This window comes from Novipirellula galeiformis (genome assembly GCF_007860095.1).
Lineage (GTDB): Bacteria > Planctomycetota > Planctomycetia > Pirellulales > Pirellulaceae > Novipirellula > Novipirellula galeiformis.
In genome coordinates, this window is the sequence record NZ_SJPT01000004.1 from 338,188 (window position 1) to 351,894 (window position 13,707).

Here is a 13,707-nt window from a genome sequence, read left to right on the forward strand (position 1 = left end):
CGTCGTAACATCGAAAAAGCCGCACAGCAAAAAGTGCAGAAGTCCCATTAAAAAACTAGCTGCGACTTAGCCGCGGGGTTTCCCCCGCTCGCGACGCGGCCTGAAGCTAGGCATCCAATTCAAAGGAAAGATCGCTCGCGCCCCCTTCAGGAACGTCCGCGGTCAGCTCGGATTCGACGTTGTAACGCTTGTTGATCCGCTCCGACGGAGGTGGCAACTCGGATTCCTCGCCAGGGGGCGCCAGGACATTAGCGTCGACGTTTTCATCAACCGCCGTTGAGTAAATTCGGACTTCGTATTTCCCAGGCAAGGCTCCGGTCGCGGCCGGTATCTCAAAACGGCCGTCACGAATCGCTCCACCGGTAATCGAGCCTTCCGAAAGCGGATGAAACTCAATCGTCCCTTGATCGAGCATTGTCCCGCCCAAGGTCACAGTTCCAGCAAGGTGAACTCGCCCCCCCGTATCAGGAGTGCAACCGCTAATGGATCCAAGCAGCAAAACGGCCACAGCAGTATAGAGGTGTCCCCCGATCAACTTCGTGGAAGATGACCAGTCTTTTACAAGAGCCATTGAATACTCGTGAAACTTGAAAGTAAAAAAGAAAAACGGAAGCTCCAAAGTGCCTCCGGCAGTATTTCAGTTAGCGAACCATTGATTCGCGAATAATCGACAACGACTAGTGGTTCGATTGAAGTTGAACGTAACCCCCAAAGGGACGCCCCCAGACAACGGAGCGTAGCGTGGGAGCTATCGTTTATCGGCGAATCGGCAACGATTAACGATCCGGCAACCAGCCATTCACGATGGTGTTACTCCGACCGTTGCAGGCGTCAAATTCTAGCCGCAGGTCGACTTTGGATCTTACTCTAGCTTTAACCCTGGAGATTCCAACCCTCTCATTGACACCACCCCCCACCCCCCCGGAACACAACAGAGCACCGGAGCCGTCAACCAGAGCTAATCGAAAGCGTTGCTTGACTCGTGCCGGCAAACGCGGAATGCGAAAACCTTGGACTGCACGACAAATCTGCGTCACCAACATCCACGATATATGCGTGTCCCCCCGACCGCAAAGTGCAGATGCAGTACTTCGATGAGAGGCCACGCTCGTTCGCTACGTCCCCCATCGACCGGCGTTTTGTCATGTGGCCGGAATATCAACGAACTACCTTCGGGCCATTGTCGTCGGATCCGCGTGATGCCTCCGAATCGCTACGCTCGGGCAACGCAGACGCTAGGCTCGCATTACGAAATGGCGGTGCCGATACGTGTCATCGCACGCATTGAATGCCTCACAGCCCCCGGGCGGAACGCCAAAGAAGCAAACGATGTTACCGTTCCCCCCCCTCGAAGTCGCCGCTCATTTCGTAACAGGGCGAGCAAGCAAGTGAGGGCAAGTGAGGGAGGTCATTTCCGCACCGTTTCTCAGAAGCCGCCTTCGGCGACCCCGGCTTCGATCTGATGCTTGACGATGGCGTCAAGCGGGATATCGGTGAACACTTGATCGGGAACTTCGCTGCGATCGGCAACCAATTTGGCCCGATCGGCGACGGCTTGGACCGCCGCTTCGGTTAATGGTTGGACCAGTTGCCGTCCCTGAGAATTATCCGCTGATTCGTGTACGGGGCTTAGCACATCCTCGAAGTCGAACGAGGTTGCCTTGTCCAATTCTGCGGCGCGGCGGAGACGCGAGAGCTGCTTCAACGACTCCTCTTTTGATTCACCGCCATGCTGCTCTAGAAAGGATTCGACCGCGGCCAATTCGCCCCACTGCAGAACAGGCAAACGCTGTAAACGTTGCATTACACCGGAGGCCTGCCAATTCTCGTAATCGCCACGTTCAACGCCCACTGAAAACGACTCAAGTTGCTTCACCAACAATTTTTTTTCTGTCGGTGAAAGTCGACTCTGTTCGATCGCGGGAATATAGCTGCCCCGGATCGTACGCACCGCCAATTCGCCTCGCTTTTGAAACAAGAACCACGTCGAGACGCCACAGAAGATGAAGCCCGCCATGCCCATCAGCAACGTTGCCGCCAAAATTGCCGGCATCCAACCGGGGCCCTGAGCATCCGCCGGTTGGGAAGCGGTGAGCTCAGGGGCTGCTGGATTTGGTTCGGACGGATCGGAATCGGGCATGAGGGCTTTGCCTAGAGGTGTGCTCTCGCCGAAACGAGCAGCGAATCGTGAATTAAAGATCCAGTTCGATCTTTAGGATCTTGAACTTTAGCTTTCCAGCGGGCGCTTCGATCTCCGCAGTCTCCCCAACCTTTTTACCAATCAAGCCCTGCCCAAAGGGGCTAGTGACAAGAATCTTCCCCTTGTCGTAGTCTTCGTCTCCAGCTCCGACGAGGGTGAATTGCTCTTCGTCACCATAGGCCAAATCTTCCACCGTAACGGTGCAACCGAACACAACTTCGTCTTTAGGAAGCTGGGAGACATCCACGATCGAAGCACGCGCAATTTTGTCTTTCAACTCGTTGACCTTCGCCATCACCATCCCTTGATTTTCACGTTGGGCGTGATACTCGGCGTTCTCTTTCAAGTCACCTTCTTCGCGCGCCTCGGCGATCTTTTCCGTGATCAAGGGCATCTCGACGTACTCGAGTCGATGGATTTCCGCTTTGATCTTGTTGTATCCCTCCCGTGTCATCGGCACTGTGTCATGCATGGTGGGAATTCCTTGTGAGATGGGTTTGAAGGATTAAATTCAAAAACAGATTGGAAGGATTCGAAGTGAGCGAAACGCTATCAACCGATCGAATCCACAACAGCCAAAATAAAACCTTCCCCAAGCCGCACCGGCAGGGAAAGGTTCGAGTCGTTAGCAATACAACAGTTTCGCCTCTGTTGCTGTTCTTGTAAAGATGCAAGTGACGATGCGAGGGGCGGGGATGAGAAATTCATCCCGAATCAAAAATTGACTCCCGAGTCCAAGGGACCTGCTAAAACTCGCTACTCTCGGGACCCCAGCAGGGGCGGGAATGTGTTTGGGTACAGCGGAAGCAGGGCAAAACACGGGAGCCAGTAAAACAAGCCTCGCACCCTCGACCGAAGCGGATGCGCAGGTGGCGACACCGGAGACGATGATTCCGGAGATGACGACACCGGAGACAACGACACCGGAGACAACGACACCGGAGACAACGATTCCGGAGACAACGATTCCGGAGATGACGACACCGGAGACAACGATTCCTGCGACAACCGTGCGGGTGACGGCAAACGGGGCGGTGGAAGAGCGTGTCGGGTTCATTCACCGCAGGGGGACGCTGCTAGCGTCCAAAACCCAGGCGGCGGTCACCGCGACAATCACTGCGGATGGTCGCGAAACTCAACCGGCGTCTCTTCCGGCTTTCCTTCAAAAGGAAGACCAATGTCTTCATCGAGCCACCGTCCCAAATCGATCATTTGACATCGTTTGCAACAAAAGGGTGGCGTGGGAGTTTCGTCAATCAGGAACCGCCGACTGCAGGTCGGACAAGTCATTTTCTTGACGGGATGGTCGATGGGATTCGATTTTTTATTCATCATTTTTGCATTGAGAATTCGTCGGGATTGGCGACTTCCGTTCGGGCACCGCAGCGCAGTCCGCCGTCACCTTGGCTAACTTAAACCTCCGACACTTATTTTTCCACACGCCACGACCGACGGAGGTTACCACCCCAGCGAGATCAGTAGGTCGCGAATTTGTTCGTGAACATCGGATGTCGCTCGCACCACCAAGACACGCCGCATGGCGTAATATTGAATCGTGCCGACCCCGCCGCGGCTATCCCAAAAATCGGGTGAGACAATTCGTTCGATCAATTCGACCAATTGCCATCCGTTATCGATCGCCGCGCCGCCCCCTTCGCCCCCCTGTATCGTGTCGCTCGGGAGACTGCCGCCTTCGGTTGCAGTATCGGTATGCAAGCGATCCAGATCGCTTAGTCGCTTGAGTGTTCCGGTTTCAAAGTCGCGAGCGGTACTTTGCAGCATGTCGTCGACCTTGGACGACAAAGAGTCTGGCCGCGGCACGTCAGCCCGAAGCAAGCGATGTTTGAGCCGATGGGCCGTTTTGATCAATCGGTGACGAACCTTGGCGGCATCCCCACGCAGCATTCCACTCGTGGCATAGCGAGGGTCGCGGTGCATCAACACATAGAAGTCGCACAGCGCCGTTAACGCCGACTCGCTCGCCTCGGGTTCCCTCGCCGTCGCGTGAGCTGTCAGTAGTTCCGTTGCCCGGCGGCTGAGCGACGTGAGCGATGGCGTTTCACACCATCCCACACTCGGCAGAAACAGGCTGAGCGCGGCCAAGCCCTGAAAGAAAAGCGTCATCACTCTGCGGCGGTCTCGCCAAGGAGGTGTGGCGACTACAATGGGCTTTGGTTGCCGGCCCCCCCAGCCAATATCGCAGAACCTAAACAGGATTCCCATGGCAGTCCCTTGTTACGTAGAGCTCGTTTTACGGCCTCATTTGAGTCGACACGGGTCGCTGAGATCGACCGTCACCGCCTTTCTGGTCTCACTCGTTGTACCAAGTTTGCTGTTTGCAGAAGACTCAAACAACGCAAAATTCAGCCCCGATGTGGTCGAAAAGGCCGAGAAAATCTTGGAAAACGAAGGGCTTCGTCTGAGCGCAAAGTCGATCCAATCCACCCATACGAGCGAGATTTCCCGAGCGTTAACGAGTCTGGCTCGCCAACAGCGTGAACTGAAACTGATCCAACAATCCTGGAAAGCGGTCGCAGCACAGGTCGATGCCAATCGTGCCCAATTACAAGCCCTCCATACCCAGGCCGGCGAGTTGAACCTTCAATTAGCACGCGTCGCGGGAGTGAGCGTGCAAGCCAACAATCGTTTGGTGGGGCTGATCGAAGCGACGCGCGCCCAAATTCGCTCGTCGATGGCGAACCGTGAAACGCTGAAGGAACAATTGTCGGCCGAACGAACCAAATTGACCGCCGCGGAAACCGATTACGCCGAAACCGTACTGGCGATTCGAGCCGACTACGAAATCCTGGAGGAAACGCTCTCCAAATCGTTGCAGAAAAAAGAAACGCAAATTGCCCTGCGTGTGATGGCCACCAACTTCGAAACGCCCCTAGGGTTATCGGCTGCGGCAATCCTGAAACCGCTCGACAAGCGGCTCGAACGGATTGAGCAGCAAATTTTTCGCGAAACCATTTCGCTCCAAGCGAGCGCCGGCGGTTCGCTTGGCATCACCGTCGTGGTCGGGAGCAAACCGACCACGATGATCGTCGACAGCGGTGCAACGCTTGTCACGTTGCCGGCAAAAACGGCGATCGAACTTGGCGTGGACGTTCCGCTGGACGCACGCCAACTCACGTTGGTGCTGGCCGACGGCCGCACCATTTCTGCCCGCGCGGTGGTGCTACCACGCGTTCGGATTGGCGAGTTCGAAGCAGAGAACGTCGAGGCCGCGGTGCTCGATTCAGTCGCCAGCGACGCTCAACCGCTGTTGGGACTGAGTTTCCTGGGGCGTTTCAAATTCGAAATCGATGCGAGCGAGAAACGCATCACCCTGTTGCGAATCGCCGCGGAATAGAGCGTGGGCGTGCGTTTTTGAGGGTTTTGGAAAGCGACCTCGCAAGGCGTCCGCGGCGAAATTAATCGTAAACCCCGCCACACGGAGTGGGCGTGATTGGGTGATCGGGATGCGACGGCGAGACAATCCGGGGCCGCCCCCGCTTCGCGCCCTGGAGGATGGCGTCGATAATTCGAGAAATTCTATTTTGTTCCTCGATTTTGCCGGCGCGCAAACCTGGCCGGCGCGGAGTCTGCTGCTCGATGCAACGTACATTGGTACTCTTAAAACCTGATTGTGTTCAACGACGTTTGATGGGCGAAGTGATCGCTCGATTCGAAGCCAAGGGGCTCGACGTTGTGGGCATTAAAATGCTTCGCGTGACTCCTGAATTGTCACGAGAACACTACGCTGAACATGTCGAAAAACCGTTTTACGGTGGACTTGAAGAATTCATCACCTCGGCTCCCGTTGTGGCACTTGCCATCGACGGACTCGACGTGATTCGCGTGGTCCGCGACATGCTCGGTGCCACAAACGGATTGAAAGCGGCTGCGGGAACCATTCGCGGAGACCTCAGCAGCAGCCGTCAAATGAACCTCGTTCACGCCAGCGATTCGGAGGAAGCGGCCCAGCGCGAGCTGAAACTGTACTTCCGTGATGAAGAGCTTTGCGACTTCGACTCGGTCATGATGTCGTTCATGCGCGCTGCAGACGAGTAAGAACGGCAGTCGAGTATGAGCTGCGGACGAGTAAGAAACCGCAGCCTCACGAAATGAACAAACCGATTCAAAGGCAGCCAATGTCGCTTGCCTTTGAACGGCGCGGTCCACCCCAAAATCGGGGCACGTTAAACACGAGCTTCAAACAGAGCTCGAACGACCGCGGGTTTCATTTTCGCTGCCAATTCAGCAATTATCGCCGATTGAGCTTCTCTTCGGCGCGAGCGGCCTTTAATGCCGCTGCTTCGCGAGGCAGCTTGAACTCAGGCCCAGCAGGGAAGTATTGGACGTCGTCCTGCAAGTAATAAGGACTTGGCAGCGTTTGCCCGTTCAAGGCGACTTGGCATCCCGTAGCCGAGATGACACAGGCCCCCGATAAAACGGTGGCTACAGCCAAACGAGTCAGGCGTTGTTGCTTCGACGTGCGGCTCATTGATGTGCCTTCGTGATTTCCGGCGATGTGTCAGGTGCATTTGGCGACGAATCGACCTTGCAAATCAACTTGCATAAAGTCTCGTCACAACCGATATCGACCAAACAACCGCTACATCTTTACTAGCGATGGCAATAAACCGCTACTTTTTCTTTTCTTGCTTGGTTTTCATTGCTTTTAGCTCGCTCTCCAATCGCTCGATTTCGGCTTCTAGATCCTTCACCCGCTTGGTTTTTGTCGCCGCGGTGGGCGAACTCCCCTCCTGGTCCTCCGCGCCAGGCAATTCCAATGCCTCAATGGAAGGCGGATCCACTTCCTTGATCGACTCGCTCGGGCCTTTCGACTCGCTCGGGCCTGTTGAATGACTCGGGCCTTTCGACTCATTCAAGTGACGAGCCGCCGGGGTCGCCTCCAACGAGCGTTCGGTCGGTGTAATCCGCATTGGCAACACCTCGTCTTCAAACTTCGCTCGCTCGATCGAGCCGTCATCGCCGAATGCCAACGGATCGATCGCCGCTGCGGTGCCCCCCTTGGCATCGGGAGCCGGCATCGCTGGGGGCAACTCCCTCGGCAGCGACGGGACACTCGGCCGCTGCGGGAGGCGGGCCCCCAATTCATCTTGGGCTGAGGTACCTTTGCCCGCAAAGACGCCTCCCAGCACGGCCCCCATGCCCTCAAGCAGCGAGGCCTCTTTTTCACCATGGGGAGCTGCTTTCCCCTCATCGACGCCTGATTTCGCAACCGGCTCGTTTGCCGTTGATGCGAACGAATCCAACGAGAGGGTCAACAATCTCTCGTCACGAATGAGTTGCAGCTTGAGCGGTCGCTCACCACTCCACTGTTGTAAACGCTCGGCAAACGCATCTGCCGTAAACACGAACTGGCCGTCGACCGAGACGATTCGGTCCGCAACCTGAACCCCCAATCTCGCGCCACTTGAGTCGGGTTCAATTTCCGTAACGACTGCGCCACGAACGACTTTTGCGTCCTCAACGCGTATCCCCAAGCGAGCCTGGATGGATTCAGGCGAGATCGACGCTCCAGACGCATCAGGAGGGGCTGGAAGCGTATTGCCGGGGGGCAAAGTCGGCTTGACGAAGGAGCCCCCCGGTTCGCCGCTCGCCGCTGCCTGAGCCACCCCTGCCTGAGCCAACGCGGATGGGGACGTTGGCTTGGCCGCAACCACCTGTTTAGCAATCAATGGAATCGTAAGATCGCCTATTCGGCGCCCTCGAACGACACGCGCAACGACCCTTTCGCCCGCATTTCGGTCACGGAGTACCGCGATGACCGATTCGATGGTCGGCGTACTTTGGCCGTTAATCGCAACAATAAGGTCCCCCGGGCGTAGCCCCGCCTCCTCGGCCAACGAAGAAGCGGAAATACGAGTGACAATCAATCCCTGGACAGCGCCCTGCTGCGCAGGACTTCGGTAGGGCTCGACATCGACGCCAAGCGAACCGCTTCCAGCGGCGGTCGCAGAATCGCCTCTGGAGGAATCAGCCGTGCCAGGGGGAGACGCCCCACCTCGAGAAACGGGCTGAATGGGTCGCAACGGCAACGATGCTCGCGGTTGAGCTTGCTGGGATGGACGCACCCGCGGTTGCGGGACATTGCTCGGTGGCGGCCTGAACAGAGGTTCATTCAAGCGGGCGCGAAGACGCGGAAACAACTGCGCATCCGCCGAGTGACTCGTCCCCAACGTCGATAACCCCACCACCAACGCAATAAATAAAAGCGGTTTGGGTTGATGATTGAACTCCATGGATCCCCTCTGGTGGCTGTTCCACAAAACGAGTTAGTCGACCCAGCATCATACGTAGGGAAGGCTTAAACTCATAGGGTCTGCGCTCTTTCGCTACGATGTGCTGACGCTAAAGCCGAACCGTTGCAAAAAAGAGACCCAAAGTGAAATCCATTCGTTGCCAACTCGCTGAGCTCCAAGATCTGCCCGCCATATTGCCCGACCTACTGAAGGATTTGTCGATCGGGCGTGCTCAGATCGTCGTTGACCAAATCCGAGGCCTGCTCGATGACGGTAACCAAGACTGTGTGCTCGTTGTGGCCGCTTATGACGCTCAAAACGCAACGGAAAAACCGCTCGCTGCGGCGGTTGCAACGCATCCGCCGGCGAAAAAGGGTGCCATTTCTGGCACAGGAAAACAGACCTCCACGGCGTCTTCTCATGACTCAGCGACCCTGCTTCACGCGGGCTGGGTCACCGACGTTTCGGAAGCCAGCCGACCGCTGATAATCAGCGCAATAAAAAAGCAACTCGACGAGACACTTTCCAAACGGGGTGTTCATTTTGTACAGTGGTCGAGTGATCAGAGCAGCCTATCGGAGATTGGGGAAGCTTGGTTTGAAGGCCTGGGCTTCGACTGGGTCGCAGACCTGCAGTACATGACTCAATCGCTCGCGGAAGCCCCCCCCGTGACTGCTGAACAGCGATTAACGCTAACGCCAATCGATTGGCACAGTGAAACGTCGCTGCGGGCGTTTTCGGATTTGGTCGAGCAAACCTATGCAGAAACGCTCGATTGCCCCGTATTGCTGAACTACCGCTCGACGGAGCAAACGATTGCGGGTTACCAAACGACCGCCTCCTTCGCTCCAGAGTGCTGGTTTACGGTTTCCCGAACCCCGCTACCGAATCTGCCTGCCACCGCCCCACAAAAGAACATCGCGGGAACAACCGAGACCGCCGCGACGGCAACAGCTGCCGACGAGGGGATCGGAGTGGTAATTTTGGGGAGACACCGTCCCCCCACCGCTAGCGGAGCACCACCGGCCCCCGCTGAGTCGCATGAGGTCGTGGAACTCGTCTACATGGGTTTAGTGCCGTCAGCGCGTGGCGAGCACCTGGGGCAAGATCTGATGTCTGCGGTGACAAAGATTGCAGAGGGACTTCACGCCAACCGCTTGATTTTGGCGGTCGACCAACAGAACTATTTCGCAAGCGAACTCTACGAGCAATTTGGGCTGCGAGCGATGCTCGAAGAATCGGTCTGGGTGAAGTCGCTGTAAATGTTTTTCAAAATCGTTCCAACAAGGGAACACCCTCCTCAAAATGCCAACCTCGGGCAAACGTGACTTCTAAGCCATTGGCGTAACTACAGTTACGACAGCACGACAAAAATGAAGATCGTGTTGCGATTTTGTTACCGACATATTTTCCACAAACGTGCCGAGTCGAATGACCGTTCAGGTCGGTCCCAGGGACGGTGAAATCGAGGTGCCGTATCGTGGTCTTTTTTGGATTGTGAGGGCCAGAAGGCAGTGCGCTAAAGATTTATTTTTCGACAACCGGCAGAGGCATTTGACTTCGTTGCTAGCAACCATAGAATCTGGCCTCACGCGATCGAAACAGGGCGTCCCCAAAAGGTGCCAAGCGAGCTCTACGATAGAGTCTTGTTGGTCGCGAGAAGCAATTAGTGAACGTTCGAGTTTGGGATGGCAATGTTGCCGCCCGGCGGAGCTAGGTTGGCACGATTTCAGATCGCCGACGCTTAGGCTGTAATCTCAACTCGACCTCAACGACATTCTATTTACACGTCCTCGCATGGCCGATCCGCTTGAGGTGGATCCCCTTTGTGAAGGCGAGTTAGCTGCACCGCGAAATATCCATGAAGGAGGATTGCGCTACCCGTATGTCTGCACCGCACGGCTGCATCGACGACAAGGTTGTTGTCGAAACATTCAAGGAAGCTTTGAAAGAGCGCATCGGTGCAGATCGGTTCCGGATGTGGTTCACCCACGGAGTCGCCTTCGCGGTCCAGCCTTCGCCCATCGCCAAGACGGACGATGACGAAGCCAGCGGCGAAGTCGAGGGCGTGCCCGGTGAGCTGACCTACCCCAGTTCGCTGCTCGACTCGGGCATGCGTTTGGTGGTTTTGGTCAGTGGCCAATTCGCGCTCGATCGTTTGCGTCAAAACTTTCTTCAACAGATTCGTGCTGCGGCCGCTCAGGCGTGTGGTTCGACGTTGGCCGTTGCCGTTGAACTCGGTCGTCCCGAGCCGACTCAGGTGGAATTACCCCTTGATTCGGATGACGCCGACGAAGTCCTCCCGCAGCCAGCCCGCGAACACACCTTGGCAGCTCAGGCGAAATCCGCAGCGGTCGCGAGCAAGACGACTCGCCCCTCACGGGTTCCGAAAGCACACGCCAAGTCCTCGCGTAAACGAGGCCCCGCGCAATCCCTTTCTTCGCTGCTCGCCAATGGATCGGCGCGGTCACCGAAGCCTAAGAAATCACGCCCTATCGACAATGGCTTGCAACCCGCGCTGCCCAACTTCGAAACCGCGGACAGCCCCGCAATTGCCACCTCCGAGGCGGGTAAACCGGCCTCGACCCCAAGCGGCAAGCCAGCGTTGCCTCGCGATTCGATGACGCTCAGCAGCTTCGTCGCAGGATCGTCAAACCAGCTCGCGCATACCGCCGTGATGATGGCGTGCCAGAGCCCTGGTAGCGCGACACCATTGTTCCTGTACGGTCCTTCGGGAATCGGCAAGACTCACTTGATCAATGCGATCGCCGAACAATTCCGTCGCCGACATCGCATGCGAAGCGTCGTGCAATTGTCGGGTGAAAAATTCACCAACGATTTCTGCAAATCGGTGGGTACCACCGGTCTCCCTGCATTTCGCAAACGATATCGCGAAGTCGACGCCTTGCTGATCGATGGGGTGCAATTCCTGAGTGCGAAAAGTGCGACCCTTCGTGAAATGCTATACACCGTCGAGGCCTTGATCGAAGCGGGGCGTCCGATCATCTTCACCGCCAACCAGGCACCGTCGGAGATCGAAGGATTGTCGCGAGAGTTGTCCGGACGAATGGCTAGCGGTCTGGTCTGTCCAATGCATTCGCTCGACGCCACCACCCGCGGAACCGTGCTTCGCCGATTGGTAGAACAGCGATGTTCGATCCCTTGGCCCGAAGAGATGATCGCGGAAGTCAATGCTCACCTTGCCGGTGACGGACGCGTGCTCAGCGGGATCGTTAACTTGGTCGCAACGCTGCAGAAGATGTTCGGCCGCATGGCCACGATGGACGAAATTCGTCAATTCGGTGGCGACTTGCTCCGGGTCGGCCAGGCTTCGGTGACGCTCAGCACGATCGAGCGAACGGTTTGCCAGGCATTCCAATTGCCGATCGAAGACCTTCGCGGTTCGTCTCAAGCTCGAGCGGTTTGCGAACCACGTATGCTGGCGATGTACTTGTCACGTCAATTGACGTCGTCGGCGTACGCTGAAATTGCCCACCATTTCGGCGGCCGTTCACACAGCACGGCGATCGCTGCGGAAAAGAACGTCAAAAAGTGGCTGGAAAGCGGAAAAGCGATCGGCCGCGGTCCCACCTCGGTCTCCGCTCGCGAAGCGGTTGACCGCATCGAAAACCAATTGAGAACGGCATAGTCGCAAACCGCAAGAGTCGTGTACTCTAGGGGATGACGCGTATTTGCCTCAGGCTGCACCTTCCTGGACCGCTTGGATCCAATTCGCAGCCAAACATCCATCATTTCCTGAACGCCACGGACTGGATCCTTGACCGCAGACGACTACGAATTCAAAGGCCGCAAAAAGAAAAAAGAAGCGAGCGCTAGCGAGATCCTACAGCGACAACCGCCCTTTGATCTCGAAGCGGAAATGGGCGTCATCGGAAGTATTTTGCTACTCCCGATTGTTTGTGACGACATTGCCTCGCTGCGCGCCGAAGACTTCTTCGATGACGCGAACCGCAAGATCTACGAGCATCTTCGCGACATGCACGATCAAGGCCAAAAGATCGACATCACGCTACTGGTATCGCGATTGCGTACCGCCAACGACTACGAAAAGGTGGGCGGGGCAGGCTACCTTGCCCAACTTTCCGGCGCGGTTCCCAATGCCGCTCACGCGGTCTATTACGCTGGCATCGTTTCGGAAAAAGCAGTCTACCGACGGCTGATCGAAGCGAGCACCGAAATCCTGCGCGACTCGTATGAACAGACGAGCGAAGCACGCGAAATGTGCGCTCAGGCAGAGCAAAAGATCTTCGCAATCATGGACGGCCGCTCCGGAAACTCGGTCCACAGTATCAGCGACGTGTTGCACGCCGCGATGGACCGCATGGAAGCGCGGATGAGTGGCGAACATACCGATGGAGGCTGTGAAACGGGATTCACCGAGTTCGACAGCATGACCGGCGGCCTGCACAACGGCGAACTGATCATCCTCGCGGCACGCCCCTCCATGGGCAAAACGGCACTGGCCATGAATATTGGTGAATTCGTCGCCATCAATCAACGCTTGCCTGTGCTCTTCGTCTCCTTGGAAATGTCCGGGATCGAGCTTGCCGACCGGATGCTGTGCTCACTCGCGCGCGTCAATGGCCATCGCCTTCGCAATGGCACCATTTCATCGGACGACCGAGAACGGCTGATCCGCAAAGCCAACGAGATCAGCGAAGCCCCACTCTACGTGGACGATTCCCCCAGTCGAACGGTCAGTGAAATCGCGGCGGCGGCGCGGCGCATCAAGCGACGTGAAGAGTCACTGGGCTTGATTGTGATCGATTACTTGCAGCTGATTGAACCCGATAACTCGCGTGACCCGCGGCAAGAACAGGTCTCTAAGATCGCGCGACGGTTGAAGGGCATGGCTCGTGAATTGAGCACCCCGCTGCTCTGCTTGTCGCAGCTCAACCGGCAAGCCGAAGACAGCAAGGATCACCAACCCAAACTTAGCCACCTGCGAGAGTCTGGTGCAATCGAGCAGGATGCCGACGTTGTCATGTTTGTGCACCGCGAAGAGTACTACCATCGTGGCGAGGACAAGGCTCAATTTGCTGGCCAAGCTGAAATCATCATGGCGAAACAGCGTAATGGGCCGATTGGTAACGTGCCGCTCACGTGGGAAGGTGACTTCACGCGATTTAGCGACCGAGCCCCTGACCGCCACAGTGAATTCGACGACTACGCCGAGTTCAGTAGCCCGGGTGGCTTTTAAGACAAGACAAGCGCCGCTCGACGTCGGCAAAC

The 13,707-nt window shown here is 56.6% G+C and carries 12 protein-coding genes; 5 read left to right on the top strand and 7 right to left on the bottom strand.

The window, feature by feature from the left end; genetic code table 11:
- Positions 1-106 precede the first annotated feature (106 nt).
- The 5 genes from Pla52o_RS12200 to Pla52o_RS12220 form a co-directional block, all read right to left on the bottom strand.
- Positions 107-571, bottom strand: coding sequence for a hypothetical protein (locus Pla52o_RS12200; protein WP_146594895.1), 465 nt, complete (start codon positions 569-571; stop codon positions 107-109).
- Positions 572-1,426: 855 nt separating this feature from the next.
- Positions 1,427-2,140: a hypothetical protein gene (locus tag Pla52o_RS12205; RefSeq protein WP_146594896.1), complete on the bottom strand. Its 714-nt coding sequence runs from the start codon at positions 2,138-2,140 to the stop codon at positions 1,427-1,429.
- 52 nt (positions 2,141-2,192) lie between these two features.
- The gene (gene greA, locus Pla52o_RS12210) at positions 2,193-2,672 is read right to left on the bottom strand and encodes a transcription elongation factor GreA (RefSeq protein ID WP_146594897.1); all 480 of its coding nucleotides are present in this window, start codon (positions 2,670-2,672) and stop codon (positions 2,193-2,195) included.
- A 641-nt stretch (positions 2,673-3,313) separates the two neighbouring features.
- Positions 3,314-3,535 carry a DNA gyrase inhibitor YacG gene (locus tag Pla52o_RS12215; protein ID WP_315852944.1) on the bottom strand — a complete coding sequence of 74 codons (222 nt, stop codon included), beginning with the start codon at positions 3,533-3,535 and terminating at the stop codon, positions 3,314-3,316.
- Between the two features lie 123 nt (positions 3,536-3,658).
- Positions 3,659-4,324, bottom strand: a complete 666-nt coding sequence (locus Pla52o_RS12220) for a hypothetical protein (protein WP_146594898.1) — start codon at positions 4,322-4,324, stop codon at positions 3,659-3,661.
- Positions 4,325-4,421: 97 nt separating this feature from the next.
- On the opposite strand from Pla52o_RS12220, the gene Pla52o_RS12225 reads away from it, so the two are divergent.
- Positions 4,422-5,555 (top strand): retropepsin-like aspartic protease family protein, encoded by a 1,134-nt coding sequence (locus Pla52o_RS12225; protein WP_197169196.1) that lies wholly within the window; start codon positions 4,422-4,424, stop codon positions 5,553-5,555.
- 242 nt (positions 5,556-5,797) lie between these two features.
- Positions 5,798-6,256, top strand: coding sequence for a nucleoside-diphosphate kinase (ndk, locus tag Pla52o_RS12230; RefSeq protein WP_146594900.1), 459 nt, complete (start codon positions 5,798-5,800; stop codon positions 6,254-6,256).
- A 193-nt stretch (positions 6,257-6,449) separates the two neighbouring features.
- Here the strand turns inward: ndk and Pla52o_RS12235 are convergent, their stop codons facing one another.
- On the bottom strand, positions 6,450-6,689 hold the full coding sequence (locus Pla52o_RS12235) for a hypothetical protein (protein WP_146594901.1): 240 nt from the start codon (positions 6,687-6,689) through the stop codon (positions 6,450-6,452).
- 142 nt (positions 6,690-6,831) lie between these two features.
- Positions 6,832-8,454, bottom strand: coding sequence for a PDZ domain-containing protein (locus tag Pla52o_RS12240; protein WP_146594902.1), 1,623 nt, complete (start codon positions 8,452-8,454; stop codon positions 6,832-6,834).
- Positions 8,455-8,597: 143 nt separating this feature from the next.
- Here Pla52o_RS12240 and Pla52o_RS12245 point away from each other — a divergent pair, with 143 nt between their 5' ends.
- From Pla52o_RS12245 to dnaB, 3 genes are all read left to right on the top strand, one after another.
- Complete coding sequence (locus Pla52o_RS12245) at positions 8,598-9,716, top strand: GNAT family N-acetyltransferase (protein WP_146594903.1); 1,119 nt, start codon at positions 8,598-8,600, stop codon at positions 9,714-9,716.
- A gap of 623 nt (positions 9,717-10,339) precedes the next feature.
- A complete protein-coding gene (locus Pla52o_RS12250; RefSeq protein WP_197169197.1) occupies positions 10,340-12,103 on the top strand; it encodes a DnaA/Hda family protein in 1,764 nt (587 codons plus the stop codon).
- 129 nt (positions 12,104-12,232) lie between these two features.
- Positions 12,233-13,675, top strand: a complete 1,443-nt coding sequence (gene dnaB / locus Pla52o_RS12255; protein ID WP_146594905.1) for a replicative DNA helicase — start codon at positions 12,233-12,235, stop codon at positions 13,673-13,675.
- The last annotated feature ends 32 nt before the right edge of the window (positions 13,676-13,707 follow it).